Origin of the sequence: Bradyrhizobium viridifuturi (genome assembly GCF_001238275.1) — a bacterium.
Lineage (GTDB): Bacteria > Pseudomonadota > Alphaproteobacteria > Rhizobiales > Xanthobacteraceae > Bradyrhizobium > Bradyrhizobium viridifuturi.
The window spans coordinates 26,309-51,729 of sequence record NZ_LGTB01000051.1; the positions used below are offsets into that span (position 1 = coordinate 26,309).

At 65.1% G+C, this 25,421-nt stretch carries 21 protein-coding genes and 4 pseudogenes; 7 read left to right on the forward strand and 18 right to left on the reverse strand.

Annotated elements, in window-relative coordinates:
- Nucleotides 1-20 precede the first annotated feature (20 nt).
- From ALC15_RS35095 to ALC15_RS35110, 4 genes and pseudogenes are all read right to left on the reverse strand, one after another.
- Nucleotides 21-1,214 carry an efflux RND transporter periplasmic adaptor subunit gene (locus ALC15_RS35095; RefSeq protein ID WP_050631250.1) on the reverse strand — a complete coding sequence of 398 codons (1,194 nt, stop codon included), beginning with the start codon at nucleotides 1,212-1,214 and terminating at the stop codon, nucleotides 21-23.
- A gap of 1 nt (nucleotide 1,215) precedes the next feature.
- Nucleotides 1,216-1,916, reverse strand: a pseudogene (locus ALC15_RS35100) (TetR/AcrR family transcriptional regulator).
- Nucleotides 1,917-1,980: 64 nt separating this feature from the next.
- Nucleotides 1,981-2,571: a thiamine pyrophosphate-dependent enzyme gene (locus tag ALC15_RS35105; RefSeq protein ID WP_050631251.1), complete on the reverse strand. Its 591-nt coding sequence runs from the start codon at nucleotides 2,569-2,571 to the stop codon at nucleotides 1,981-1,983.
- Nucleotides 2,568-3,101 carry a thiamine pyrophosphate-binding protein gene (locus tag ALC15_RS35110; protein ID WP_050631252.1) on the reverse strand — a complete coding sequence of 178 codons (534 nt, stop codon included), beginning with the start codon at nucleotides 3,099-3,101 and terminating at the stop codon, nucleotides 2,568-2,570. Before ALC15_RS35110 ends, ALC15_RS35105 begins: the two co-directional genes overlap by 4 nt.
- Nucleotides 3,102-3,307: 206 nt before the next feature.
- Between ALC15_RS35110 and ALC15_RS35115 the strand changes: the two are divergent.
- The 3 genes and pseudogenes from ALC15_RS35115 to rocD all read left to right on the forward strand — a co-directional run bounded on the left by ALC15_RS35115 (nucleotide 3,308) and on the right by rocD (nucleotide 6,564).
- Nucleotides 3,308-4,530, forward strand: a pseudogene (locus ALC15_RS35115) (cytochrome P450).
- A gap of 4 nt (nucleotides 4,531-4,534) precedes the next feature.
- The gene (locus tag ALC15_RS35120; protein ID WP_050631253.1) at nucleotides 4,535-5,212 is read left to right on the forward strand and encodes a potassium channel family protein; all 678 of its coding nucleotides are present in this window, start codon (nucleotides 4,535-4,537) and stop codon (nucleotides 5,210-5,212) included.
- Nucleotides 5,213-5,349: 137 nt separating this feature from the next.
- Nucleotides 5,350-6,564 (forward strand): ornithine--oxo-acid transaminase, encoded by a 1,215-nt coding sequence (gene rocD, locus ALC15_RS35125; protein ID WP_050631254.1) that lies wholly within the window; start codon nucleotides 5,350-5,352, stop codon nucleotides 6,562-6,564.
- 3 nt (nucleotides 6,565-6,567) lie between these two features.
- On the opposite strand, the gene ALC15_RS35130 is transcribed toward rocD, so the two are convergent.
- The 10 genes and pseudogenes from ALC15_RS35130 to ALC15_RS35175 all read right to left on the reverse strand — a co-directional run bounded on the left by ALC15_RS35130 (nucleotide 6,568) and on the right by ALC15_RS35175 (nucleotide 17,262).
- Nucleotides 6,568-7,713, reverse strand: coding sequence for an alpha-hydroxy acid oxidase (locus tag ALC15_RS35130; protein ID WP_050631255.1), 1,146 nt, complete (start codon nucleotides 7,711-7,713; stop codon nucleotides 6,568-6,570).
- A gap of 116 nt (nucleotides 7,714-7,829) precedes the next feature.
- Nucleotides 7,830-8,693 carry a sugar phosphate isomerase/epimerase family protein gene (locus tag ALC15_RS35135; protein ID WP_050631256.1) on the reverse strand — a complete coding sequence of 288 codons (864 nt, stop codon included), beginning with the start codon at nucleotides 8,691-8,693 and terminating at the stop codon, nucleotides 7,830-7,832.
- A pseudogene (locus ALC15_RS35140) lies at nucleotides 8,693-9,885 on the reverse strand (dihydrodipicolinate synthase family protein). The gene ALC15_RS35135 and the pseudogene ALC15_RS35140 overlap by 1 nt, the downstream one beginning before the upstream one ends.
- A 13-nt stretch (nucleotides 9,886-9,898) precedes the next feature.
- The gene (locus ALC15_RS35145; protein ID WP_050631257.1) at nucleotides 9,899-11,050 is read right to left on the reverse strand and encodes a Gfo/Idh/MocA family protein; all 1,152 of its coding nucleotides are present in this window, start codon (nucleotides 11,048-11,050) and stop codon (nucleotides 9,899-9,901) included.
- The gene (locus ALC15_RS35150) at nucleotides 11,047-12,453 is read right to left on the reverse strand and encodes an enolase-like domain-containing protein (RefSeq protein WP_050631258.1); all 1,407 of its coding nucleotides are present in this window, start codon (nucleotides 12,451-12,453) and stop codon (nucleotides 11,047-11,049) included. The genes ALC15_RS35145 and ALC15_RS35150 overlap by 4 nt, the downstream gene beginning before the upstream one ends.
- A 12-nt stretch (nucleotides 12,454-12,465) precedes the next feature.
- Nucleotides 12,466-13,314, reverse strand: coding sequence for an ABC transporter ATP-binding protein (locus ALC15_RS35155; RefSeq protein WP_050631259.1), 849 nt, complete (start codon nucleotides 13,312-13,314; stop codon nucleotides 12,466-12,468).
- A gap of 169 nt (nucleotides 13,315-13,483) precedes the next feature.
- Nucleotides 13,484-14,482: an ABC transporter substrate-binding protein gene (locus ALC15_RS35160; RefSeq protein ID WP_050631260.1), complete on the reverse strand. Its 999-nt coding sequence runs from the start codon at nucleotides 14,480-14,482 to the stop codon at nucleotides 13,484-13,486.
- 56 nt (nucleotides 14,483-14,538) lie between these two features.
- On the reverse strand, nucleotides 14,539-15,348 hold the full coding sequence (locus ALC15_RS35165) for an ABC transporter permease (protein WP_050631261.1): 810 nt from the start codon (nucleotides 15,346-15,348) through the stop codon (nucleotides 14,539-14,541).
- A 153-nt stretch (nucleotides 15,349-15,501) separates the two neighbouring features.
- Nucleotides 15,502-16,155, reverse strand: coding sequence for a TetR/AcrR family transcriptional regulator (locus tag ALC15_RS35170; protein WP_050631262.1), 654 nt, complete (start codon nucleotides 16,153-16,155; stop codon nucleotides 15,502-15,504).
- A 246-nt stretch (nucleotides 16,156-16,401) separates the two neighbouring features.
- On the reverse strand, nucleotides 16,402-17,262 hold the full coding sequence (locus tag ALC15_RS35175; RefSeq protein WP_050631263.1) for a VOC family protein: 861 nt from the start codon (nucleotides 17,260-17,262) through the stop codon (nucleotides 16,402-16,404).
- A 222-nt stretch (nucleotides 17,263-17,484) separates the two neighbouring features.
- Between ALC15_RS35175 and ALC15_RS35180 the strand changes: the two genes are divergently transcribed.
- The gene (locus ALC15_RS35180; protein ID WP_050631264.1) at nucleotides 17,485-18,378 is read left to right on the forward strand and encodes a sugar kinase; all 894 of its coding nucleotides are present in this window, start codon (nucleotides 17,485-17,487) and stop codon (nucleotides 18,376-18,378) included.
- A gap of 20 nt (nucleotides 18,379-18,398) precedes the next feature.
- On the forward strand, nucleotides 18,399-19,334 hold the full coding sequence (locus tag ALC15_RS35185) for a ribokinase (RefSeq protein ID WP_050631265.1): 936 nt from the start codon (nucleotides 18,399-18,401) through the stop codon (nucleotides 19,332-19,334).
- A 119-nt stretch (nucleotides 19,335-19,453) separates the two neighbouring features.
- Here ALC15_RS35185 and ALC15_RS35190 read toward each other — a convergent pair whose 3' ends face one another.
- The gene (locus ALC15_RS35190; protein ID WP_050631266.1) at nucleotides 19,454-20,671 is read right to left on the reverse strand and encodes an NAD(P)/FAD-dependent oxidoreductase; all 1,218 of its coding nucleotides are present in this window, start codon (nucleotides 20,669-20,671) and stop codon (nucleotides 19,454-19,456) included.
- A gap of 261 nt (nucleotides 20,672-20,932) precedes the next feature.
- Between ALC15_RS35190 and ALC15_RS35195 the strand changes: the two genes are divergently transcribed.
- The gene (locus tag ALC15_RS35195; protein ID WP_050631267.1) at nucleotides 20,933-21,724 is read left to right on the forward strand and encodes an enoyl-CoA hydratase/isomerase family protein; all 792 of its coding nucleotides are present in this window, start codon (nucleotides 20,933-20,935) and stop codon (nucleotides 21,722-21,724) included.
- A 12-nt stretch (nucleotides 21,725-21,736) separates the two neighbouring features.
- Entirely contained in the window at nucleotides 21,737-22,306 is a 570-nt protein-coding gene (locus tag ALC15_RS35200; protein ID WP_095733495.1) for a histidine phosphatase family protein, read from the forward strand.
- Here the strand turns inward: ALC15_RS35200 and ALC15_RS35205 are convergent.
- From ALC15_RS35205 to ALC15_RS35215, 3 genes and pseudogenes are all read right to left on the reverse strand, one after another.
- Nucleotides 22,303-23,642, reverse strand: a pseudogene (locus ALC15_RS35205) (TRAP transporter large permease). The gene ALC15_RS35200 and the pseudogene ALC15_RS35205 sit on opposite strands and share 4 nt — an antisense overlap.
- Complete coding sequence (locus ALC15_RS35210) at nucleotides 23,639-24,223, reverse strand: TRAP transporter small permease (RefSeq protein ID WP_050631269.1); 585 nt, start codon at nucleotides 24,221-24,223, stop codon at nucleotides 23,639-23,641. Before ALC15_RS35210 ends, ALC15_RS35205 begins: the two are co-directional and overlap by 4 nt.
- A gap of 167 nt (nucleotides 24,224-24,390) precedes the next feature.
- Nucleotides 24,391-25,392: a TRAP transporter substrate-binding protein gene (locus ALC15_RS35215; protein WP_050631270.1), complete on the reverse strand. Its 1,002-nt coding sequence runs from the start codon at nucleotides 25,390-25,392 to the stop codon at nucleotides 24,391-24,393.
- Nucleotides 25,393-25,421 lie beyond the last annotated feature (29 nt).

Here is a 25,421-nt window from a genome sequence, read left to right on the forward strand (position 1 = left end):
CCGAGTTCAGATGATCGGGATCAGTAGCGCGGCGGCTCGGCCGGCACCGGCGGCGCCGGGTCGGTCGAGATCGCGACCGCCATGCCCGACTGCAGCTTGATCTGGCCGACGGCCACGACCTTGTCGCCGGCCTTCAGGCCCTTGAGGATCTCGACCCGGCCCTCGACGCGATTGCCCGTCTTCACGAAGGTGCGGTCCGCGGTCAGGGTGGTCTTGCCGTCCTCGCCCTTCTTCTCGGTGATCAGGAACACCGAGTCGCCGTACAGCGTGTAGTCGACCGCGGTTTCAGGAACCGTGACGACCGGCGGCTTGTCCGGCAGCACGATCGTGGTGGTCGCGAACATGCCGGGCTTGAGGATGCTGTCCGGATTCTGGATCGTGGCCTGAACCCGGATGTTGCGGGTGTCGGTCGCGATCTGCGGCTCGATGGTCGTGATCTTGCCATCGAAGGTGCGGCCCGGATAGGCGTCGACCGCGATCCGCACGGCCTGACCGACCTTGATCTGCGAGCTCTGCTTTTCGGTCACGGTCAGGTTGGCATACAGCACCGACAGATCGGTCAGCGACACGATCTGCGTGCCGGCCGTCAGATACTGGCCGACTTCGACCTGGCGCACGCCGAGATCGCCTTCGAACGGTGCGCGCACCAGCTTCTGCGAGATCAGCGCCTCGGTCTTGGCGATGCCCGCCTTGGCCTGGTCGTAGGTCGCCTGCGCCGTATCGACGGTCGACTGCGGCCCGAACTGGCGCGACGCGAGCTGCTTGGCGCGGTCGAGCTGCTGCTCGCCCACGGTCGCCTGCGCCTTGAAGCTGGCGAGATCGCCCTGCTCCGGCGCGTCGAACAGCTGCACCAGCGGCGTGCCTGACTTCACATGGCTACCGGCGGTGAACAGGATCTCGGTGATGCGGCCCGGCACGTCGGTCGTGACGTTGACCTGGTGCACGGCGACGAGATCGCCGACAGCGGTCAACAGATTCGGAATCACTTCCGTCTTCGCCTCGGCGGCCGTGACGTTCGACGGCGGCGGCTTATTGTTGGCGAAGAACTGCGCGATCATGTGGCTGCGGAACGCGTTGAAACCGACCAGCGCGCCGACCAGCAGGGCCAGCAACAGGCCTACGATGATGAACCAGCGCACCATGCGGACGGGACGCTTGGCTTGTTTCTCCTTGATCGGTTGACCCGAGATGTGGCTTTCGGTCTGGATATTCATGTCATGCACTTTCTGCAGTTACCGACGGTCCTGCGCTCGGCGACGGCTGGCGGCTCAAATGAGTTGAAATTGCGGCTTCGGTAAGTCCGATACCGCGAAGAATGAACTGGCAAAGCTGCCGCTCCGCCGCAGCAGCATCGCCATAGGGGAGACAAGGTGTCGCAGGCAGCTGCGTCAGCGCACCCATAAGCACGGTGTGGTGCGCAAACCAGAACAGGTTGAGCGGCTCGTCGCCGATCCGTGTCGCCTCGCCGGCGGCGATCGCCCGCTCGAGCGAGGCGGCGAAGGTCGGACCGATCAGCTTGCCGACCTTGTCGTAGAGCAGTCGCGCGAACTCGCCGTCATCGAGATGGCTCGTCACCATCAGCCGCATCCGCTGCGTCTCTTCCTGGTCCGGCGCATCGCGCAGTTGCATGAAGTGGCCGACCATGCCCTGCACCAGTTCGACCAGCGTCGCGGTCGACGGCTCCTGGCCGAGCAGATGCGCGAGATCGGGATCCGCCTCGCACTCCTCGGCAAGGATCTCGGCGTAGAGCGCGGCCTCGACGGGAAGTGCTTGAACAGCAGCCCTTCCGAAATGGCAGCCGCGGCCGCCACGCTCTTTGTCGTGGTGCCGGCAAAGCCGTTGCGGGCGAAACACCGCTTTGCGGCGCTCAGGATCAACTGACGCCGCAAGTCACTCGTCATGCGTAAGGTAGACATTTGGGTCGTGAGTAATCACTCACTTTACCAAAAGTCAAGGTTCTATTGCACCGCGAAAGCTACTTTAAATTGGAGTGTGGCCGATCGATCCCCTGATGCGGTTCACGATGTAGGTGCCGTCCCGACTGGACAGCACGCGTTCCAGATTGGCCCCGTCGATCTTCGCGCTCGCGAACCGCGGCCCCGCCGTAACATCTTGCAAAGACGAGGCAAATGCCTCGACCTCGGCCATCGTGCTGATCGAGCGGCTATCTCCGATTCCGCAGGCTCTGGCAACACCCACGAGGTCGGCGGTTCCACCGGTATGGCTGCTCTGGCCGCCGGTCTCGCCATAGGCCTCGTTGTCCAGCACGATGATCGAGAGGTTTTTCGGCTGCTGCAGCGCGACGGTCGCAAGGCTCCCCATCCCCATCAGCATCTCGCCGTCGCCGGTGATCACGACGACCGGCAGCGTCGGCTGCGCCAGCGCGAGGCCGAGCCCGATCATGACGGCGCCGCCCATGCCGCCCCAGAGATAGAAATTGCGGTCGTGGTCGCCGGCCGCAGCGATGTCATAGGTCGAGGCACCGAGACCGCCGACAGCGAAGGCGCCCTTGCGATCCCGCAGCAGTTCGGCAACCACGGCGCGGCGGTCGAGGAGATTGGCTTTGCTCATTTGGTGAAGACCTTTGCCCCGATCAGGCGCTGCGACAGCAGGACGGCGGTGGGCGTGCAGGCATTGTAGGCCTGCGCCGCGCCGGCCTCGACGACTTCGCGCACCTCGTTGGGATGCGAGGCCCGCAATACCTTGATCCCCGACAATTCGAGAATGCCTTGCGTGTTCGAGCCCATCGGCACCTGCCACGGATTGAACTCGCCCCATTCGCCGCGCATCGTCACGAGGGTGAGGAACGGCAGGCGGAAGATCTGCACCAGCGACAGCATGTTGATGCAATTGCCGACCCCGCTCGACTGCATCAGCAGCACGCCGCGCTGGCCGCCGGCCCAGGCGCCAGCGAGCAACGCCACGCCCTCTTCCTCGGTCGTCAGCGCAATGCCGCGCATCGATGACGACCCCAGCACGCGCTCGATCAGCTCCGAATGCCCGGCGTCCGGCACGTAGGGCACCTGGCGCACCTCGAAGCGCTGCAATATCGAAAAAATCTCCTCGGGCCAGGAGGCCGCGGTGTCGGCACGGGCATGCATTGGCGTTTCCGGCTCTCTCTTGTTTGGCCGCGACTGTAGAGGGGCGCGCGCGCTTCATCAAAGCGCAAAACCGCATATGGCTCTGCGATTTGCAGGCATCGCGCGGCGCGGTGCGCTGTTCCGTCAGCTTGCAAATTGTGTTGCGCGGCCGCCGTCTGCGGCTTACGATAGTTGCAAATGAAACTAATAGGGGTTGGATATCCGCCATGGACGGGCACGCGCGCGAGCTGGCTGACGGCTTCGACCTGGAGAAGTTGACGGCCGACTTCTACGCCAACCCCTACCCGACCTATCGCGCGCTGCGCGAGCATGCGCCGGTCAAGCGGCTGCCGAACGGCTGCTATTTCCTCACCCGCTACGACGACCTGATCGCCGCCTACAAGAACACCAAGGTATTCTCCTCCGACAAGAAGAAGGAGTTCCTGCCGAAATACGGCGACTCGCTGCTCTACGAGCACCACACGACCAGCCTCGTCTTCAACGACCCGCCGGCGCACACCCGCGTGCGTCGGTTGATCATGGGCGCGTTGTCGCCGCGGGCGATCGCCGGCATGGAGCCGGACCTGATCGCTCTGGTCGACAGCCTGCTCGACCGGATCGCCGCCAAAGAGCGCTTCGAGCTGATCGAGGATTTCGCCTCGGCAATCCCGGTCGAGGTGATCGGCAATCTGCTCGACGTGCCGCATGACGAGCGCGAACCGCTGCGCGACTGGTCGCTGGCGATTTTGGGCGCGCTGGAGCCGGTGATCGGCAAGGACGCGTTCGACCGCGGCAACAACGCGGTGAAGGATTTCCTCGCCTATCTCGAAACCCTCGTCGAACGCCGCCGCGCAAGGCCCGGCAATCCCGAACGCGACGTGCTGACCCGGCTTATCCAGGGCGAGGACAATGGCGAGCGGCTGACCGCGAAGGAATTGCTGCACAACTGCATCTTCCTGCTCAACGCCGCCACGAGACCACGACCAATCTGATCGGCAACGGGCTGGTGACGCTCACCCAATATCCAGATCAGAAGCAGCGGCTGCTCGCCCAGCCCGAGCTGATCAAGACCGCGGTCGAGGAGATGCTGCGCTACGAAAGCTCCAACCAGCTCGGCAACCGCATGATCGTGGAAGAGACCGAGCTTGGCGGCATCAAGCTGCCGGCCGGTACGCTGGTCACGCTGTGCATCGGGGCCGCCAACCGTGACCCCGCGCAATTTCCCAACCCCGAAGGCTTCGACGTCGCACGCACGCCGAACCGCCACCTCGCCTTCGGGACCGGCGCGCATCAATGCGCCGGGATGGCGCTGGCGCGGCTCGAAGGCGCGATCGCGATCTCGCGCTTCCTGGCCCGTTTCCCAAACTACGTGCTCGACGGCGAGCCGGTGCGCGGCGGCCGGGTGCGCTTCCGCGGCTTCCTCAGCGTGCCATGCCGGCGCGGCGCGTGATCCGATGACCCCACAGCAATTGCGCGAGCGCTGGGGCGATTCGCTGCTGACGGTGCTGACCGTGCTGCTGCTGGTCATGATGTTCGTGGTGGCGCCGTTGCAGGCGCTCGGCCTGTTCGAATTCCAGGTGTTCGAGCTGCTGCTCGCCATCTTCCTTGTCGGCGGCGTGTTCGTGATGTCGGGCAGCGCGATTGCCGTCGCCACCATGCTGGTCGCGCTCGCGATGATCGTCACCGGCGCGATCCTGCGGCTGCGCTCGCCCTCGATCCTCGACCTCAACCTGTTCGCCGCCTCCTGGCTCCTGGTCGGCCTCACGATGGCGGTGACGGTGGCGCGCGCGACCTTCGCGCCGGGACGCGTCACCTATCACCGTGTCATCGGCGCGGTCCTGCTCTATCTCACGGTGGCCGTGATCTTCGCGGCGCTCTACACGTTCATCGGCACGCTGGTGCCCGATGCGTTTGCCGGCATGAAGGTCGAGGACCGTCCGTCGCTCGCAAGCCAGCTGATCTATTTCTCTTTCGCCACGTTGACGACAACCGGCTATGGCGACGTCGCGCCATTGCATCCGATGGCGCGCAGCCTGTGCAATGTCGAGGCGATCTTCGGCCAGCTCTATCCGGCGACGCTGCTTGCCCGGCTCGTCACGCTCGAGATCGCGCACCGCGACCAGGATTCGTAGCGCAGCAGTGCTGACAGGATCCACCAAATTTGGTGCACAGCCATCCTTTAAGGCAGGCGGGCCGATCCCCAAATCAGTTATGATGTGATCGACCGACATCTCGCCGTGTCAGTGCTGCACAACTGGAGTGACGAGCCATGCGTCCGCCAGTCTCCGATTTCATCACCAGGGAAGCGCAGTTTGGCGCCCAGAACTACGCGCCGCTCGGCGTCGTGCTGTCGCGCGGCAAAGGCGTCTGGGTCTGGGATACCGACGGCAAACGCTACCTCGATTGTCTTTCGGCCTATTCGGCGGTCAACCAGGGCCACTGCCATCCAAAGATCCTCGCCGCCATGATCGAGCAGGCCGGCCGCCTGACGCTGACCTCGCGGGCCTTCCACAACGATCAGCTCGCACCGTTCTACGAGGAACTCGCCGGATTGACCGGCTCCCACAAGGTGCTGCCGATGAACAGCGGCGCGGAGGCGGTGGAGAGCGCGATCAAGTCGGTGCGCAAATGGGGCTACGAGGTCAAGGGCGTGCCTGACGGCAACGCCGAGATCATCGTCTGCGCCGACAATTTCCACGGCCGCACGCTGGCGATCGTCGGCTTCAGCACCGACCCGGACACACGCGCGCATTTCGGTCCGTTCGCACCGGGCTTCAGGATCATTCCGTTCGGCGACGCCAGGGCGCTCGAGGAGGCGATCACGCCCAACACCGTTGCCTTCCTGGTCGAGCCGATCCAGGGCGAGGCCGGCGTCATCATTCCGCCTGCGGGCTATTTCGCCGAAGTCCGCGAGCTCTGCACGCGCAACAACATCATGCTGGTCTTCGACGAGATCCAGACCGGGCTCGGCCGCACCGGCAAGCTGCTGGCGGAACAGCACGAAGGAATCGAGGCCGACGTCACGCTGCTCGGCAAGGCGCTGTCCGGCGGCTTCTATCCGGTCTCGGCCGTGCTCTCCAACAACGAGGTGCTCGGCACCCTGAAGCCCGGCCAGCACGGCTCGACGTTCGGCGGCAATCCGCTCGCCTGCGCGGTTGCCCGCGCGGCGCTGCGCGCGCTGGTCGACGAAGGCATGATCGAGAACGCGGCCGTCCAGGGCGCGCGCTTCCTCGACGGCCTGCGCAGCATCCGCGCCAACACCGTTCGCGAGGTGCGCGGACGCGGGCTGATGCTGGCGGTCGAGCTTCACCCCGAGGCCGGTCCCGCGCGCCGCTATTGCGAGCTGCTGCGGGAGAAAGGCATCCTGGCCAAGGACACCCACGAGCACACCATCCGGGTCGCGCCGCCGCTGGTGATCACCGGCGACCAGGTCGATTGGGCGCTGGAGCAGATCGGCGCCGTGTTGACGCAGGATCTGACGTAACGGCTATCTGAACCGCAGGTTTGCGCGAGAAAGCTGGCTGATCGAGGAGCACCCCATCAGCCGCATGTCCCGCACCAGTTCGGCCTGCATGAGGCCGAGCGCCCGCTCAACTCCCGCCTGCCCGGCCGCCGCAAGCGGGTAGAGATAGAAGCGCCCGACGCCGACCGCCTTGGCGCCGAGCGACAGCGCCTTCAGCACATGGGTGCCGCGCTTGATGCCGCCGTCCATCATTACATCGATCCGGTCACCCACCGCATCGACGATCTCGGCGAGCTGATCGAACGCCGCCCGGGAGCCGTCGAGCTGCCGGCCGCCGTGATTGGACAGAATGATGCCCGTGCAGCCGATCTCGACCGCGCGTTTGGCATCGTCGACCGACATGATGCCCTTCAGGCAGAATTGGCCATTCCACTCCCGGACCATCTTGGCGACGTCATCCCATGTCATGGTGGGATCGAGCATCTCCGTAAAATAGCGTCCGATCGACATCGCGCCGCCGCTCATGTCGACATGCTCGTCGAGTTGCGGCAGCTTGAAGCTTTCATGGGTGACGTAATTGATGGCCCATGCCGGCTTGATGGCAAACTGCAGCATGCCGCCAAGCGTCAGCTTGAACGGGATCGAGAAGCCGGTGCGCAGATCGCGCTCGCGGTTGCCGCCGGTGATGCTGTCGACCGTCAACATCATGACGTTGACGCCGGCCTGCTTGGCGCGCTGCATCATCGCCGTGTTCAGGCCGCGATCCCGGTGGAAGTAGAACTGGTAGACCTGCGGCGTATCATACGCCTTGCGCAATTCCTCGAGGCTGACGGTGCCGAGCGAGGAGACGCCAAACATGGTGCCGTACTTCGCGGCCGCCGCCGCGACGGCGCGTTCACCCTGATGATGAAACAGGCGCTGCAGCGCGGTCGGTGAACAGTAGAATGGCGTCGCCAGCTTCTGGCCCATCACGGTGACCGAAAGATCGACATTCTCCACGCCGCGCAGGACGTTGGGCACCAGATCGCAGCACTCGAAGCTCGCCGTGTTCTGGCGAAGCGTCGCCTCATCGTCCGCGGCGCCGTCGATATAGTCGAAGATCGGCCCTGGAAGCCGCCGCCTCGCCAGCTCCCGGAAATCGTGGAAATTATGACAATCGCTCAGACGCATATCGTGCTCCGCAGACCCGGGTCGCGGCGCGCAACGGCGCTTCTGCACCGTGCACGCTCGGCACGAACCGGAATAACGGGCATGCCTCGCCTTGTCCACCGGACGAGGCTGGCGGGTCAGACCACCGTCCGGTGCCGTTCGATGCAGGTCCGCAGCACCTCGTCGAGCGGCCGGCCCCACCAGTCATTGGAGAAGATCTCGATCTCCGAATAACCGGCAAAGCCCTGCGCCTCGACCAGCGCGCGCACCGATTTGATGTCGATCACGCCGTCGCCCATCATGCCGCGGTCGTTGAGGATGTCCCTGGTCGGCACCAGCCAGTCGCAGACATGGAATGCGAGCAGGCGATGCTTGCCGGCGCGCGCGATCTGGCCCGTCAGTTCCGGGTCCCACCAGATGTGATAGACGTCGAGCGCGACGCCGATCGTGCCGGTGCGGCCGGGATCGAGCGCGTCGCAGATGTCGAGCGCGTGCTTTGTCGTGTTCACGCAGGCGCGGTCGGCGGCATAGGCCGGATGCAGCGGCTCGATCGCCAGCGGCAGCTTCGCCTGCTTGGCATATTCAAGCATCTCGGCGATGCCGTCATGCACCTGATGGCGCGCCGCTGCGATGTCCTTCGAGGCCGCACTGCCCGGCCGCGAATATTGCGGCAGGCCGCCGACCACGAGCACGATGCAGGAGGCGCCGAGCGCCGTCGCCTCGTCGACCGCGCGGCGGTTGTCGTCGCGGGCCGCGGCGCGATGCGCGCTATCGGCCGTGAACATGCCGCCGCGACAATAGCCCGAGAGATCGAGCCCGGCGTCCCTGACCGCGCGCACCGCACGGTCGAGGCCGACGGCAGCGACCTGGTCGCGCCAGGGATCGATGGCGCGGATGCCATGGCGCGCACAGGCGTCGATGATGGCGAGAAGATCGCCCTGCTTGCGGACGGTCGCCGTGTTCAGCGACAGCCAGCGGTGATCTCTGGAAAAGTCGCGCATCAGGCGTCGATGCCGCGGGTGGCGAGGATCGTCGTCATCCGGCGCGTCGCGAGCTCCGGATCGGCGAGCAGCCCCGCCTGATCGGCAAGCCGGAACAGTTCGGCGAGATGCAGGGTCGAGCGCGCGCTCTCCTGCCCGCCGACCATCGTGAAGTGATCCTGGTGGCCGTTGAGGTACGCCATGAACACGATGCCGGTCTTGTAGAAGCGGGTCGGCGCCTTGAAGATATGGCGCGACAGCGGCACGGTCGGCCCCAGCACGTCGTGGAAGCCGGCCTCATCGCCCGCCGCGAGCCGCGACAGCGCGTAGGACGCGGCCGGCGCGATCGCATCGAAGATGCCGAGCAGCGCGTGGGAAAATCCCTTGTCGTCGCCGGCGATCAGTTCGGCGTAGTTGAAGTCGTCGCCGGTGTACATCTTCACACGCGGGTCGAGCCGCCGCCGCATGTCGATCTCGCGCTGCTTGTCGAGCAACGATACCTTGACGCCATCGACCTTGGCCGCATTGGCGTTGATGATCGCAACCGCGGTGTCCATCGCCTTGTCGAGATCGGCCGTGCCCCAGTAGCCTGACAGCGCCGGATCGAACATATCGCCGAGCCAGTGGATGATCACCGGCTCGCGGACCTGCGACAGCACGCGGTCATAAACCCCAGCGTAATCGTCCGCGGTCTTGCCGAGCTTTGCCAGCGCGCGCGAGGCCATCAGGATGATGCGGCCGCCGGCTTTCTCCACCGCCGCGATCTGCTCCTCATAGGCGCGGATCACATCGTCGATCGATCTGGCGTCTTCCACAGCGAGATGATCGGTGCCGGCGCCCGAAAACACCAGCGCATTGCCCCTCGCCTTCGCAGCCTTAACTGAGCGCTGGATCAATTCGAGCGAGGTCGCCCAATCGAGCCCCATGCCGCGCTGCGCGGTGTCCATCGCCTCGGCGACACCGAGGCCGAGGTCCCAGACATGCTCGCGGAATGCGATCGTCTTGTCCCAGTCGATCGCAGCCGTCAGCCAGGGATCCACGTCGCGCGGGGATCGACCACCACATGGGCCGCAGAGAACGCCACGCGGTTGAGCGTGCCCTCGAGCTTTGCCGGAAAGGTCCGCGACGCCGCCAGGCGATAGGTCTCGAGGCCGCCATCGGCGGTCGGCAGCTTCAGCGAAAGGGATGACATCGGCAGGACTGGCTTGTTCATGGCAAGGTCCTTCTCAGACTGCGATCGGCGCGACGTCGATCCAGCGCCGCTCCTTCCAGCTCTTCAGCGCGCATTCGGCGAGCTGCACGCCCTTCGCGCCTTCGAGCAGGGTGTATTTGTAGGGCGCATCCTCGCAGACATGGCGGATGAACATCTCCCACTGCTCCTTGAAGCCGTTGTCGTAGACGACGTTCTCGGGGAGCTTCTGCCAGTCGGCATAGAAATCGTGCATGCGCTTCTCGTCCGGATTCCACACCGGCCGCGGCGTCGCCTGGCGCGCCTGGATCATGCAGTCGGTCAGGCCCGCGACCGCCGAGCCATGGGTGCCGTCGACCTGGAAGGTGACGAGGTCGTCACGGTAAACCCGCGTCACCCAGCTCATGTTGATATGCGCGATCACGCCGCCCTTCAGGCGGAAGGTGGCGTAAGCGGAATCGTCGGCGGTCGCCTGGTATTTCTTGCCCTTTTCGTCATAGCGCTCGGGGATATCGGTGGTGCCGATGCAGACCACGCTCTCGACTTCGCCGAACAGATTGTCGAGCACGTAGCGCCAATGGCAGACCATATCCAGAATGATGCCGCCGCCGTCCTCGGCGCGGTAGTTCCATGACGGCCGCTGCGCTTCCTGCCAGCCGCCCTCAAACACCCAATAGCCGAACTCGCCGCGCACCGAGAGCATCCGGCCGAAGAAGCCGGAGTCGCGCAGGAAGGCGAGCTTCTTCAGGCCGGGCAGGAACAGCTTGTCCTGCACCGTGCCGTGCTTGAGACCCTTGGCATTGGCGAGCTTCACGACCGCGACGGCTTCCTCGAGATTGGTCGCGATCGGCTTCTCGCAATAGACATGCTTGCCGGCATTGATCGCCTTGGTCAGCAGCGAGGGGCGCGCCTGCGTGGTCGCGGCATCGAAGAACACTGTGTCATTCTTGTCGGCGAGCGCGCGATCGAGATCGGTGGCGTGACGCTCGATATTGTAGCGTTTGGCGAGGCCGGCGACCTTCTCGGCGTCGCGGCCGACCAGGATCGGATCAGGCATGATGCGGTCGCCGTTCGCGAGCTGCACGCCGCCCTGCTCGCGGATCGCAACGATCGAGCGGATCAGATGCTGGTTGAGTCCCATCCGGCCGGTGACGCCGTTCATGATCAGGCCGAGGCGTTTGGTCGTCATACTGTCTGCTCCTGCGAAACGCGTGGCGTTGGCCGCTTCAGCGGCTGCATGGTGGACCAGTCCGCATGGATCGAACTGGCAAAGCCTGAGGCGGCGGCGATCGATCCGGTCAGGAGATCGCCGTCATGGATCGCAAGGCGGACCTTGCCGCCGACGCGCGTGTAGAGGTCGGGATGCGCGGTGAGGAAGGCGTCGGCTTCATCGGCCGGGGTGTCGGCAAAGCCGTCAACATAGTGATGCCCATTCCGCTCGGCATGGGTCACGCCGATCAGCGCCCCGAGCGCGAGATCCTGCTGCACGCCGAGCCCGGCCTGGCAGGTCAGGTCCTCGCCGCCGATGAAGTACCGATCGCCATCGGAACTCCACGTCGCTGCGCGCGTCGCATTGATGATCGACTTGTAGATGCCCTTGCACGATTTCGAGGAGATGCCGCGATAGCCGAGCGCCCGCGCCCGCGGGAAGGCGTCGTAGGAATCGTCGGCCTCGTCGATGATGAAGTTCCGCGCCGCCAGCGGCCCGAGCGGCGACGCCCTTGTGATATCGCGCGGCATCGGCTGTTCGATGTAGAGCAGGTTCGCCGCGATCGGCCGCAATGCCGCGTCATGGTCGAGCCGCTCGGCCAGCGCATTCAGCGCGGCGAGGTCGGCATACTGCTCGTTGGCGTCGAGCGTCACCTTGATGGCATAGGGCAGCTTTGCAAGCTCGCCGCTGATCCGCTTTAGCCGCGCCGTATCGTGAGCAGGATCGCCGTTCAGCTTGAGCTTGAAATACCGCGCACCGGCATTCTCGTTACGGTCGGCGACACCGCCCTCGCCTTCGACCGTGTCGTCCATCCCGACCGTGTGCCTGACGGCGACACGATCGAGCCGCTGGCGGGTCGCAAGGAAGCGGGCGATCGCGGCGTCATCGAGATCGGGCGTCAGCCGCGCGTCGATACCAGCGATGTTGCCGGCCATGCCGTCGAAGAAATTGACACCGGCCGCACGCAGCAGCGCATCGAGGATCGCCTTGTCGATCTCGGCCGGGCCGAAGCCGGCAGCGAGCGGCGGGATGTCCTCGGCGGCACAGGCCGCGACCTGTGCGCCGATACACCGGGCATGCAGGCCGAACGCGGTTTCAAAATCCCGGTTCGCCAGATAGAGCCCGCGCGCAATCGCGAGCGAGCGGCGCAGGCCGTCGAGCGACTGCGCTTCCGTCAGATGCGGCCGCTTGTCGAACCATTTCGGCGCCAGCATTTCGGCGCCGGCGCCGGTCGCCCGGCCCTTGCCCTCCACCTCGATCTCGACCCGCACGAACAGCTGCGTCGACGCCGTGATCGTCACCGCGCCGAAGCGGAATGGCCGGGCGAAGGGCAGCGGCCGTTCGAAGAAGGCGATATCTTTGACTTTGAGGCGAAGCGGCATCGTAGGCTCGGTTCAGTCCAGCGACCCCTGCGTGAAGAAATGCTTGCGGATCCGCTGCACCAGTTCGGTGAAGACGGGATCGGACATCGTGTCGAGCGAGCGCGGCCGCGGCATCGGCACGTCGTAAATCGCCGCGATCGCGCCGGGCCGCTCGGTCATGACGAGCACGCGGTCGGCGAGGAACACGGCTTCGGGAATCGAGTGCGTGATCAGCAGCACCGTCTTGCCGGTCTCGCGCTGGATCCGCATCAGCTCGACGTTCATCCGCTCCCGCGTCATGGCGTCGAGCGCGCCAAACGGCTCGTCCATCAGCATGATCTTGGGATCGTGCACCAGCGCGCGGCAGATCGAGGCGCGCTGCTGCATGCCGCCGGAGAGCTGCCAGGGCAGCTTCTTCTCGAAGCCTTCGAGGCCGACGAGCTTCAGGAGCTCCCTGGCGCGGGCGAGATATTTGTCGCGGGCGAGCTGCTTCATGTCGATCGGCAGCATCACGTTGGAAAGGATGTTGCGCCACGGCAGCAGCAGCGCGTTCTGGAACACGATGCCGACATTGCCGTGCGGCTTGGTCACCACCTCGCCGTCGACCAGCACCTCTCCTGATGTCGGCGGCAGCAGGCCCGAGATCATCTTCAGCAGCGTGGACTTGCCGCAGCCTGAGGGCCCGACCACGACAAAGAACTCGCCGTCATTGATGGTGAAGTCGAGCGGCCGCAGCGACGGCACGTCGCCATCGCGCGACCGGTAGGTCTTCGACACGCCCGACAGCTTGATGCCCGGCGCAGCGCCGGCCGCGCGGTCCGACACCAGCCGCAGATGCGCCGCGGGTTGGACGGCGTCAGCGGGTTTGGTTGCTGGATTCATCGCGATCCTCTCCACCCGTCGTCCCTGCGAAAGCAGGGACCCATACGCCGCGGCTTCTGGTTCGGGCACACGGGGAGAGACCTTCCGCAACAATTGACGCCGGTGGTTATGGGTCCCTGCTCCGTACGCAAGTGCGCACTCGGCAGGGACGACGGCTGATACAAGTGGTTCACGAATTACCCTTCGGCAGATAGTCGTTGGTGTAGAACGCCTTCGGATTGGCCTTCGCCTTGGCATCGAGGCCGCCATACTCGACCATGAGGTTGACCGACTCCGTCATGTTCTGGTCGGTGACCTGGAACGGCCGCTTGTCCTTGGTCTCCGGCGTGCGGTAGAGCGGGATCGTCAGCTCGAAGCCCTGGGTCAGCGTATCGATCTTGCCGCCCTTCGGGTTGGCGTCGAGGATCGCCTGCGCCGCGGCCTTCGGATCCTTCTCCGCGGCTTCCACCGCCTTTGTCGTCGCCGACATGAAGCGGCGGACCAGGTCGGCATTGGCCTTCACATAGTCGGAATTGGCGATGATGCCCGACGAGACCATGTTGATGCCGTAGTCGGCGAACTTGATCGGATAGACGTCCTTGCCGGTGGCGTCCTTGATCTTCATCGATTGGTCCATGACGTAGCCGAGCAGGAGATCGGCCTGGCCGTTGATCACGGCGTTGAGCTTGGTCTGGCCGTCGCCCGCAACTGTCTGGAAATCGCTTTCCTTCAGACCGGTCTTCTTCAGGAACAGCGGCCAGATCTGCGTCATGGAATCCGCGGGCGTGATCGCGACCGTCTTGCCCTTGATGTCCTCCGGCTTCTTGATGTTCTTGTCGACGAAGCCCATCGCCGACATCGGGCTGGTCTGCAGCAAGACGCCGGTTGCGATCACAGGCGCGCCCTTCACTGCGGCGCGCATCATGGTGGGCACGTCGACATAGCCGAAATCGGCGGTCTTGGCCGCCACCGCCTGCGTGGTCGCAGCCGAGCCGCGGCCTTCCTGGATCTCGAGGTCGATGCCCTCGGCCGCATAGATGCCCTTGGCCTTGCCGTAATAGAACGGCGCGTGCTCGCCATAGACGTACCAGTTCAGCATCAGCACGACCTTGTCGGCCGCCGCTGCCGGGGCCACCGCGAGCGCGGTCCATGCCAGTACGGCGCCGGCGACCGCAATCAAACGCTTCATGGTTGTTCTCCCTTTATGATCCGGCCCTTGTGTGGGCCGCTTGTTCGTTTTCTGCGCTAGGAAGCGAAGCTGATGTCGTCGCGCTGGCTGACGTGCCAGGGGATCACCAGCCGCTCGATGCGGTCGACGATCCAGAACAGGATGACGCCGAGCAGCGCCAGGATCACCAGCGCGGCGAACATCGTCGGCAGGTCGAAGGTACCGATCGAGCGCTGCATCACATAGCCGATGCCGGAATTGGAGCCGACGAATTCGCCGACCACGGCGCCGACGACGGCGAGCGTCACCGACACCTTCAGGCCGGAGAAGATCGCGGGCATCGCGTGCGGCAGGTTGACCGCGCAGAACACCTTGAAGCGGCTGCCCTGCATCGCCCGCGCGAGGTCGACCATGTCGGGATCGACCGACTTGAAGCCCTGCACCGCCGAGACCACGACGGGGAAGAAACCGAGCAGGAACGCCGAGATCACCTTGGGAATGATGCCGAAGCCGAACCACACCACGAACAGCGGCGCGATCGCGATCTTCGGCACCGACTGGGAGAACACCAGCAACGGATAGACGTAGCTCTCGACCGTCTTCGAGCCCGCGATCAGCATCGCGACGGGAATGCCGAACAGCGCCGAGAGCAGGAAACCGCAGAGCGTCGCATAGGTGGTCGGCCAGGACTGCCGCAGCAGCTCCGGCCAGTCGCTCCACAACACTGCGACGACGTCGCCGGGCGACGGGATCTGATAGGCCGGAATGTGGAACAGGCGGATCGATAGATCCCAGGCCGCCACGATGACCACGAGGAACAGGAACGGGCGCAGCCACGCCGCATTCAGCACCTTCGACAGGCTTGAGGGGCTCTTTGCCTCCGCCACGTCACGCTCCCTTGCAGTTTCTCAGTTCGGCCAGAAATTAACCCGTTGGATAAATACTGTCCAGCCCCTCACACGCGGCAAAATCGCGCTGAAATCCCCTACTTTCGTCAGACGGATTTTTATCGATATGGGTTGCGGATGAACCGCGCCCCGTCACACCACGCGGTGTTCCGCGGCATGCCGCAGCGGCATCGCGCCGAATGCGGCCGCGGATTTTCCGGTCAGCGCCGCCAGCACCAGCGCGGTCATGTGCTCGAGGCGCTCGTCGCGAGCATCCTTCTTCAGGAGGTCGCGGCCGAAGATCACGCTCAGCGTCGCGCTGTTGGAGAGGTAGAAGAACGCGAGGCCCGCGATCGAGATGTAGAGTTGCACCGGATCGACCGCGACGCGGAAATCGCCGCTCTCGACCCCGCGCGTCACCACGGTACGGATCATCTCGACAAAGGGCGAGTGCATCGACTTGACTTTGGTCGAGCGCTTCAGATGCTTCGCCTTGGCGAGGTTTTCCGTATTCAGCAATGCCAGGAACTCGGGATTGCGCAGAAAATAGTTCCAGGTGAAGTCGATCAGGCGCCCGATCGCCTCGGGCGGATCAAGATGCTCGAGGTCGAGCGTGCGTTCCTCGGCGCGGATCTTCTCATAGGCGCCTTCCAGCACCTCGAGATAGAGATCCTCCTTGTTGCCGACATGGTAGTACAGCATGCGCTTGTTGGCGCCGGCATTGGCCGCGATGCGGTCGACCCGCGCGCCGGCGAGGCCATGGGCGGCGAATTCCTGCTTGGCCGCCTCCAGAATCCGCAGCCGCATCCCCTGGGGGTCGCGCTGCCATCTCTGTATTCGCTTTGCCTTCGCCAAATCAATCGCCCGTGATGCTGAAACGATGAATGTAGCATGACGCGCGACGTTTGAGAACGAATGTTGTTGTGTCAGTTGTGCGGGAATTTTTGCACAATCGCGGCTCGATGGATTCCGGGTTCGTGCGTCGCACGCCCGGAATGACGATAAGACTTGCTCCACGCACGCTGCCGTGACGACGCGCGCACAACGCGCGGGCTAGTCTGGCTTTCCCTGCGAGGGCTGCACCAGAAGCGTCGGCACGCCGCACGTGCCGTTGCGCACCGTCATGACGCGCGTGCCGGGCTTGCGGCCGGTGCGAATCTCGGAAACGTCGACGCCGGCGGCAACCAGCCGCGTCCGCGTGGCATCGATATCGGCGACGCGCCAGCAGATCCCGCGCAGCCGGTCCGGCGCGTCGGCCTCCGCCTTGTCGTTCACCTTGCCCGGCCGGTGCGTGACCTCGACGACGAGATCGCCGCAGCGGAAGAACATCAGCCGGCCCCAATCGGGATGCGACCGATCGAGCGCCATGTCGAGCCCGAGCCGCGCGCCGTAGAGCGCCGCCGCGCGTTCCGGGTCGGCGGTCGAGACCACCACATGATCCATCGCGGTGATCGAGGCCGGCGTGGTGCGGACCGAGAGCGGCCGCTCCTGGGCACGCTCCAGGAAGAACATGCGCACGCCCCGCGTCGCATCGGTCGCTGCACGCGTGCGCTTCCACGCCAGCGTGGCGCCGCTCGCCTCGTCACGGCTCTCGACCTCGGCGACCGGCTCGGGCTTCAGCGTCAGCCGGTCGAGCCTGCGGTGTGTCCTGGCGATATCGCTGGTGCGGAAGCAGAGGCTCGCGAGCCCCTCGCCTTGCGTCACGAGCGCGCCGCGGACGCGCTGCGCGGCGGTATCGTCGCCGCGCGGCGCCATCAACTCCAGCGTCGTGTTGTCGAGCGTGAACAGCACGCGGTCGGCGCCGTCGCCGCTGTTGCGCCAGGCCGGCGCCCGCGCGAACAGCGTCTCATAGGCTGCGCTGGCGGCGGCAATGTCGCCGGTGAGGACGACGACGTGATCGAGACCGGTTATCATGGCGTTGGCCTCCCCAAATCTGCCGTCATGGTGCTTCTCCTTGCGAATCCCGGAACCACTGCCTGCCGCCGGCCGTTATGCCGCATACCAGAACGGGGCGGCGCATCCATCATCTCTACCTGCAAACCAAGCAGGGTTGCGAATAATTTCAGCGATATCGGCTGACCAGCAGTGCTAGTCTGATCATCGGCCGGGACCACACCAAGCGACGACGGGAAGCGAATGCAGGCTCTCTTCATTGGACAGACCTATATCGACGTCACCTTCATCACGGATCACATGCCTGTCGGCGACGAGAAGCACGTCGCGGACGCCTACGCCGTCTCATTCGGCGGCAACGCGGTGACCGCGGCGTTCTGCTGCGCCAAGCTCGGCATCGAGCCGGACCTGATCGCCACCATGGCCAATGACTGGCTGGGACGGATGTTCTGGGACATGGCCGACCGCTACGGCATCTCGTTCCATCCCCGCAAGGTCAACTCCTCCTCGCTGTCCTTCATCATGCCCAATGACGGCAAGCGCGCCATCGTCCGCTGCCGCGACGACCAGCACATCCACCCCTTTCCGCTGCTGAACATCAAGGGCTGCCGCGCGCTCCACATCGACGGCCACCAGCCGGACGCCGCGATCCATTATGCCAAGCTCTGCCGCGAGGACGGCATCCTGACCTCGCTCGACGGCGGCGGCCTGCGCACCAACACGCATGAATTGCTCGCCTTCATCGACGTTGCGATCGTCGCCGAACGGCTGTGCGAACAGATGGACAAGACGCCGGAGCAGATGCTCGACTACCTCAAGAGCCGCGGCTGCAAGGTCGGCGGCGTCACCATGGGTGAGCGCGGCCTGCTCTGGTACGACGAGGCGGGTACGGTGCAGACACTGCCGGCGTATCCTATACCGCGCAAGCGCGTGATCGACACCAACGGCGCCGGCGACGTCTTCCACGGTGCCTATATCTATTCCTATCTCGCCAATCCCGGAAAGGCCTGGCGCGAGCATTTCGAATTCGCGCGCGCGGCGTCGACCTTCAAGATCCAGAAGCTCGGCAACGAGGCCGGCCTGCCGACGCTCGCCGACATCGCCGCGGTCAAGCAGGAGTTTGGCGCCGCGGCTTGACGGGCTGAAAGGGAGTGGGCATGGGGCGCGTCTTCGTCGCGGGCAGCATCAACATGGACGTGGTGGCGACCGCCGGGCGCCATCCGAAGGTGGGCGAGACCGTGGCCGGCGAGGCCGTGCTCTATTTTCCCGGCGGCAAGGGCGCCAACCAGGCGGTGGCATCGGCCAAGCAGGGCGTGCCGACCACGCTGATCGGCCGGCTCGGCACTGATGCGTTCGGAAAGGAGCTGAGAACCTTTCTCGCCGCGCAAGGCGTCGATCTCTCCTTCGTCAAGGACACCGAAGGCACGCATTCGGGCACCGCGATCATCACGCTTGCCAATGCCGACAACACGATTGTGGTCGTACCGGGCGCCAACGGGCTGGTCGATGCCGATGATGTTGCAGCACCCGTGCTTGCGAAAGGTGACGTCGCGGTCAGCCAGTTCGAGATTCCGCTGCCGACGATCGCCGCATTCTTCCGCCGCGCCCGCGCCGCCGGCGCCACCACGATCCTCAACCCGGCGCCGGCGAGACAGGCGGACAAGGCGCTGCTCGATCTCGTCGACGTCCTGATCCTCAACGAGACCGAGCTCAGCCTCCTTGCGGGAGCCGAACTGCGCGACAGCGACGCTCCCTCCCGTTTTGCCGAGGCGGCGCGAACCTTAGGGCGCGGCAAGACCGTCTGCGTCACGCTCGGCAAGCGCGGCGTGCTGGCACTGGTCGATGACCAGCCGCTGCTGGTGCCCGGGCGCGAGGTCAAGGCTGTCGACACCACAGGAGCCGGCGACTGTTTCGTCGGTACCCTCGCCGCACAGCTCGCGATCGGCAGGCCGCTCGGCGACGCGCTGGCCTACGCCAACATCGCCGCCTCGATCTGCGTGCAACGGATGGGGGCTGCGCCGTCGATGCCGACGGCGGAGGAGGTTAGCGCCGTTCTTTCCACGGGTCGTCCCGGCGAAGGCCGGGACCCATAACCACCGGCCTCAATTGTCTTGAACTGACGTCAACCCGCACCGCCTCAAATCGAGAGGCCGCGGCGTATGGGTCCCGGCTCCCGTGCGCAATTGCGCACTAGGCCGGGACGACAATGGTGCTAGGCCAGCGCACTCTTCAAATCGAAGCTCATATCCGCCGCCTGCTCCGGCGTGATAGAGCCGCCGGCGCCGAGCAGCCTGCGTCCGAACATGTGGTCGCCGGCGCGGTTGACCGACTCGATACCGAGCAATTTGTCGCCGCGATAACAGAACGCCGAGAACGCGCCCTGCGCGCGGTCGCCGCGCACCACGACGCGGTCGTAGCCGGTAGTCAGCCCCGCCATCTGCAGCTTGTCGGGGCCCTGATCGCTCCAGAACCACGGCAGGCCGTCATAGACCTCGGTCTTGCCGGTCAGCCGCGACGCCACGCAGCGCGCATGGTCGGTGGCATTCTGCACCGACTCCAGCCGCAACGATGCACCGAAGCGCTTGCTGGTGTAGAGCGCGCAATCGCCGATCGCGGAGATATGGGGATCGGCGGTCAGAAGATACTCGTCGACGATGATGCCGGACGCGACAGGAAGGCCGGCTTCCGCCGCGAGTTCGACATTCGGCAGCACGCCGACGCCGACCACGACGAGATCGGCCGGGATGTGCGTGCCGTTGCTCAGGCTGACCCCGGTGACCTTCGCACCATCGGCCTCGATCGCCGTGACCTGGACCCCGAGGTGAATCCGGATGCCGGCCGCAGCGTGGCGCGCCTGCGAGAATTCGGAAATCTCCGCGGTCACCGCGCGCGCCATCACCCGGGAGGCGAGCTCCACCACGTCGACCTCGAGACCCTTGGCCCGTGCGGTGGCGGCGAATTCGAGCCCGATGAAGCCCGCGCCGATCACGACGACGCGCATGCCGGGCGCGATCAGGTCGCGCAGCGCCTGGCTCTCGTCGAGGGTGCGCAGGTAACGCACAGCATCCAGCTTGGCATTGGGAATATCGAGCAGCCGGTTTCGCGCGCCGGTCGCGAGCACCAGATGGCCATAATCGAGCGACGCGCCGGAGCCGAGCGCCACCTTGCGCGCATTGCGGTCGATCGCGTGGGCACGATCGGTGATCAGCTCGATCTTGTTGTCCTGGTAGAATTTCTCGGGCCGGAACATCAGGGTCTCGGGGCCGCCGGTCCCCTTCAGATAGGCCTTCGACAAAGGCGGCCGTTGGTACGGCAAATGGCCTTCGTCATTGATCAGGGCGATGCGTTCAGAAAAGCCCGCTTGGCGCAGCGACGCCGCGAGCTGGAAGCCGGCATGTCCGGCACCGACGATGATGACCGAGCCTGTCATCGGAACAACCCAAATACGCGCGAGCAGGAGCGACCCATGCCGTTTCCTCTTGTCGATGTTAGCTTGCTTGCCCCGTCCCCACAGCGCTCGTGTCTGTGTACCGAAGGCTGACGGCCATTTGGCCTCATGGCTCGCGCGGACGCAAGGGGGTCTCTGGCGAATCTCGGCACCCGAACACCGCCTCTGGACGCCGGGCCGCATTGCCACAGCCTCCGCCAAGGCCTTAAATGTCGGAAACCAACAAGCCCAAGGTCCCTAGAGATGCCCGATCCCGCCTCCGCTAACGACCCCGCCTTGCTCCGCATCGACGGCGCCATCGCGACCATCACGCTGAACCGCCCGGCCGCATTCAACGCGATCGACCTGACGATCGCCAAAAAGCTGGAGCAGCTCAGCGCCGAGGTCGAAGCCAACAACGACGTCCGCGTCCTTGTCATCGAAGGCGAAGGCCGCGCCTTCTGCGCCGGCGGCGATCTGCAGACGATCGGCGCCGCCGCCGAGACCAACAATGTCACCCCCGTGGTCAGCGAGATGCTGCGCCACTACCATGCCTTCATCGAGACCGTGCGGCGGATGCCGAAGATGGTGCTGTCCAGCGTGCATGGTTCGGCGGCCGGCGCCGGCATGGGCCTCGCCTTCGTGACCGACCTGTGCATCGCCGCGGAGGATGCCCGCTTCACGCCCGCCTATGCCAAGATCGGCGTGTCGCCGGACGGCGGCAGCACGGTCGGCATCGTAGGCACGGTCGGCACCCGTCGTGCGCTGCAGATCTTCCTTGCCGAGGACGGCTTCACCGCGCAGCAGGCCTATGAATGGGGGCTGGTCGTCAAGACTGTCCCCGCGGCCGAGCTGAAGGCGGCCACAAGGCAACTCGCCGAGCGCCTGGCGAAAAATCCGCCCGCGGCGATCGCGGCGACCAAATCGCTGGTCTATCAGGCGGCCACCACACCGACCAAACAGCAGCTCGACGCCGAGGAGCACAAGATCATCACGACCATGCACACCGAGGACTTCCGCGTCGCCGTGAAGAAATTCACCAGCAAGTCGAAGTGAACCCAATTGGCCTTGCCGTCCCATTCCTTTCTGTGTCTCCGCCACGGCGCGACCGACTGGAACCGGCAAAACCGCTTTCAGGGCCGCACCGACAACCTGCTGAACGATGACGGCGTCGCGCAGGCGCGCGCCGCCGCGCTGCGGCTCAGCAACGTCGCACTCGCCGTGATCGTCGCGAGCCCGCTGCGGCGCGCCGTGCAAACCGCTGACATCGTGGGCGCAGCGCTGTCGCGCCCCGTTGCAATCGATGCCGACATTGTCGAATGCGACTTCGGCAGCCTGGAGGGGCAATCGATCCGTGACACCATGCGCAAGCACGGCATCACCGCGCTGGAAGAGCTGGTCTCGATCCTTCCGGCGGACGGCGAACCCTGGGCCGCAGTCTCCAAGCGCGCGCTGCGCTGCATTACGACGTGGCAGGAAAGCCATCCCGGCGCCGAGATCCTGTTCGTCTGCCACGACGCCGTCATGCAGGCGGTCGCACAGGCTCTGCGCGGGGGCTTCTTCGAGAACCGTTACGGCACGCCGTTCCGTTTTGCGCCCGCAGGAGGTACCTGGACGGTGGAGGAGATCAGCAATTAGTTCGGGCAGATGTATCCCTTGCCGCCCGGCGCCTTGAAGCAGCCGACCGATTCCGGGATCACCTGCTTGGGCAGCCACAGCACGACCTCGGGAAATAGATCGTGAAGCAGATCGTGACCAGGAACACGACATAGATCGGCAATGCCGCGCGCAGCGCTTTGGCAAAGCTGATGCCGACGAATTTCGAAGCCATCAGCAGCACCAGCCCATAGGGCGGCGTGATCAGGCCGAAGGCGAGCGTCGCGATCAGCACCACGCCCATGTGCACGCCGTTGATGTCGCCGGCCTGGGTCAACGCGTTCACGAGCGGCATGAAGATGATGATGGTCGGCACCGGCTCGATGAAGTCGCCGACCACGGTGAACAGCAGCACCATCAAGAGCATGATGAGGTGGGGATCGTTGCCGGCGATCGAGGTGATCCAGTCCGCGATATAGATGGCGCCGCGCAGATAGGCCAGCATCCAGCCGAATGCGTTCGCCGCGCCGATCGTGATCAGCGGCAGCGAGAAGATCAGGCCGGCCAGGCAGAAATCGTACGGGATCTTCTTGAGGTGCCCACGGTTCAGCGCCGGGATCACCACGATGATGATGTAGGCGACCGCGACCACGCCGGCTTCGGTCGGCGTGAACCAGCCGGTCAGGATGCCGCCGAGCAGAATCACCGGGATCATCAGCGGCAGCGCGGCGTCGCCCGCGGCGAACACGACCTGGCGCAGCGGCGCGCGCGGCTTGCGCAGGCCTGACGGCCCGAAGAAATAGCAATAGATCATCAGCCCGAAGCCGATCATCAGGCCGGGGACGACGCCTGCCATGAACAGGCCGGCGATCGAGACATTGCCGACCGCGCCATAGACCACCGCCGTGATGCTCGGCGGCACCAGCGCCGCGATGGTCGAGGCCGAAGCGATGATCGCGGCGATGAAGGCCGGTTCATAGCCCTCCCGCTTCATCGGCCCGCCGAGCGCCCGGCTCATGACCGCGACATCGGCGGTGGTCGAGCCCGACATCTCCGAGAAGAACATGCTGAACACGACCACGACCTGCGACAGCCCGCCCCTGATATGCCCGACCAGCGAAACCGACAGATTGGCGATGCGGACCACGACATTGGCGGAGCTCATGAGCTCGCCGACCAAAAGGAAGAACGGGATCGCAAGCAGCGCCTCGGAATCGACGCCGTCGAAGATCTTCTGGATGATCGCCGCCAGCGACACGTCCGACAGCATCGCGCCGACGAACACCCCGGCCATCAGCGAGAACGGCACCGGCACGCCGAGATAGCCGAAGAACAGGAAGCAGAACGACATCAGCGCAAGCACGACCGGTGCGCTCACGGCTGCACCTCCGTCGCTGCGCCGGGACTGACGGCTGGTATCGCAGGATCGTCGTCCGGCGGCTCCGGATGGTCAAAGCCGTTGCGGATGCCGTTGACGAGCTGCTCAATGGTGAACAGGCCGATCAGGATTCCGGACAGCGGGATCACCGCATAGAGCGATGCGATCGGCGTGCCCGACGGCAGGCGGAAGCTGCCGAAGCCGCGGAGGTAGTTCTGGTAGCCATACCAGACCAGGCAGAAGGCGACGCCCAGCACCACCAGCCGGATGACGATCTCGACGACCAGCCGCGACCTGCCGTGCATCGCTTCGGAGAGCGCGGTGAGATAGAGATGATCATTACGCCGCGTCGCGGCCGCGGCTCCAATGAAGATCGCATAGATGAACAGCGTCGAGGTCAACTCCTGCAGCCACAGCCAGGGATGGCCGATGGTGCGGGTGACGATGTCGGCGGTGACCGAGAGCGAGAAGCCGAAGCACAGCACGCCGCACAGCATCATCAGGATCAGCTCGAGCCGGTCGAGCGCCCGCCATTTCAGGTGCCGTTGCCGTTGCAGCACCAGTCTGTCGGCGATCGCCATGCTTCAAGCTCCGTCGTCCCGGCGAAGGCCGGGACCCATAACCACCGGCCTGAGTTGCTTGCAAGTAAAGGTGGCCACCGGATTGCACCACTGAGAAGCCGCGGTGTACGGGCCCCGGCTCCCGTGCGCAATTTGCGCACTCGGCCGGGACGACGTGAAGCGTGCGTTCAGTTGATCGCGCGGATCAAGTTCTTGATCTTCTCCGCATGCGGGCCGAGCTCCTTGGCGAGCTTGTCGAGATAGGGATCGGCGACAGCGGTGAAGCTCTTCTTGTCCACGTCCTCGACCACCTTGACGCCGAATGATTTCAGCTTGGTCAGCGCAGTCCGCTCGAGTTCGAAGGCCTTCTGCGGCTCCTTGGCGCTGACCTCGTTGGCGGCGGCCTGCACCCACTGCTTCTGCTCGGCGGAGAGGCTCTGCCACAGCTTGTCGGAGACGAACAGCAGTGCATTGTTGGCCTCGTGCTCGGTGATCGAGAGCACCGGCGCGACCTCGTAATGCTTGTTGACGAGATAGACGTTGATGCTGTTCTCGGCAGCATCGACCACGCCGGTCTGCAGCGAGGTGTAGACGCTGCCGAACGGCATGTGCACCGTCTGCGCGCCATAGGCCGGGAACATGGTGTCCTCTGTCGCGGTCGCCTGCACCCGGACCTTCATGCCCTTGAGGTCGCCGACGTTGTGGACTTCCCTCTTGCTGTAGATGTGACGCACGCCCTGCGAGCCGGTGCCGATCACGTGCAGACCCTGGGCGGTCTCGTCGATCATCGTCTTGATGGCGTCGAACACTTGCGGATCCGCCAGCGCTTTGATGACGTGAGCCTCGTTGCGGAACAGGAAGTGCAGCGACATCACGCCGGCCTGCGGCGAGATCGTCGCGGTGTTGGCGGAGGAGATGATCGCGAACTCGATGTCGCCTGATTTCACGAGCTGCAGCAGCTGGGGCTCCTGGCCGAGCTGCGCGCCGGGATACTGGTCGACGATCAGCGTCCCCTTGCTCAACTCCTTGAGCTTCTCGGCGAACAGATCACCGGCGACCGAATAGCCGGTGTTGCGCGGCTGGTCATAGGCGAAGCGGAAGTGCTTGACCTCCTGCGCGCCGGCGCGCGCGGGCAGCAGCAGCGCTGCCGCGGCCATGGCGATCCCGACGATCTTGGCTGAAGTGCCCATCGCGACGTTCCCCCTGTTTTTGATTGACC

What these genes read in the sequence shown, in the direction of transcription:
- ALC15_RS35095 (WP_050631250.1), bottom strand. Translation starts at nt 1,214, where the DNA reads ATGAATATCCAGACCGAAAGCCACATCTCGGGTCAACCGATCAAGGAG.
- ALC15_RS35145 (WP_050631257.1), bottom strand. Translation starts at nt 11,050, where the DNA reads ATGACGACCAAACGCCTCGGCCTGATCATGAACGGCGTCACCGGCCGG.
- ALC15_RS35175 (WP_050631263.1), bottom strand. Translation starts at nt 17,262, where the DNA reads ATGATAACCGGTCTCGATCACGTCGTCGTCCTCACCGGCGACATTGCC.
- ALC15_RS35160 (WP_050631260.1), bottom strand. Translation starts at nt 14,482, where the DNA reads ATGAAGCGTTTGATTGCGGTCGCCGGCGCCGTACTGGCATGGACCGCG.
- ALC15_RS35120 (WP_050631253.1), top strand. Translation starts at nt 4,535, where the DNA reads ATGACCCCACAGCAATTGCGCGAGCGCTGGGGCGATTCGCTGCTGACG.
- ALC15_RS35130 (WP_050631255.1), bottom strand. Translation starts at nt 7,713, where the DNA reads ATGCGTCTGAGCGATTGTCATAATTTCCACGATTTCCGGGAGCTGGCG.
- ALC15_RS35210 (WP_050631269.1), bottom strand. Translation starts at nt 24,223, where the DNA reads ATGGCGATCGCCGACAGACTGGTGCTGCAACGGCAACGGCACCTGAAA.
- ALC15_RS35180 (WP_050631264.1), top strand. Translation starts at nt 17,485, where the DNA reads ATGCAGGCTCTCTTCATTGGACAGACCTATATCGACGTCACCTTCATC.
- ALC15_RS35185 (WP_050631265.1), top strand. Translation starts at nt 18,399, where the DNA reads ATGGGGCGCGTCTTCGTCGCGGGCAGCATCAACATGGACGTGGTGGCG.
- ALC15_RS35190 (WP_050631266.1), bottom strand. Translation starts at nt 20,671, where the DNA reads ATGACAGGCTCGGTCATCATCGTCGGTGCCGGACATGCCGGCTTCCAG.
- ALC15_RS35105 (WP_050631251.1), bottom strand. Translation starts at nt 2,571, where the DNA reads ATGAGCAAAGCCAATCTCCTCGACCGCCGCGCCGTGGTTGCCGAACTG.
- ALC15_RS35215 (WP_050631270.1), bottom strand. Translation starts at nt 25,392, where the DNA reads ATGGGCACTTCAGCCAAGATCGTCGGGATCGCCATGGCCGCGGCAGCG.
- ALC15_RS35135 (WP_050631256.1), bottom strand. Translation starts at nt 8,693, where the DNA reads ATGCGCGACTTTTCCAGAGATCACCGCTGGCTGTCGCTGAACACGGCG.
- ALC15_RS35195 (WP_050631267.1), top strand. Translation starts at nt 20,933, where the DNA reads ATGCCCGATCCCGCCTCCGCTAACGACCCCGCCTTGCTCCGCATCGAC.
- ALC15_RS35150 (WP_050631258.1), bottom strand. Translation starts at nt 12,453, where the DNA reads ATGCCGCTTCGCCTCAAAGTCAAAGATATCGCCTTCTTCGAACGGCCG.
- ALC15_RS35110 (WP_050631252.1), bottom strand. Translation starts at nt 3,101, where the DNA reads ATGCATGCCCGTGCCGACACCGCGGCCTCCTGGCCCGAGGAGATTTTT.
- ALC15_RS35170 (WP_050631262.1), bottom strand. Translation starts at nt 16,155, where the DNA reads ATGCGGCTGCGGATTCTGGAGGCGGCCAAGCAGGAATTCGCCGCCCAT.
- ALC15_RS35155 (WP_050631259.1), bottom strand. Translation starts at nt 13,314, where the DNA reads ATGAATCCAGCAACCAAACCCGCTGACGCCGTCCAACCCGCGGCGCAT.
- rocD (WP_050631254.1), top strand. Translation starts at nt 5,350, where the DNA reads ATGCGTCCGCCAGTCTCCGATTTCATCACCAGGGAAGCGCAGTTTGGC.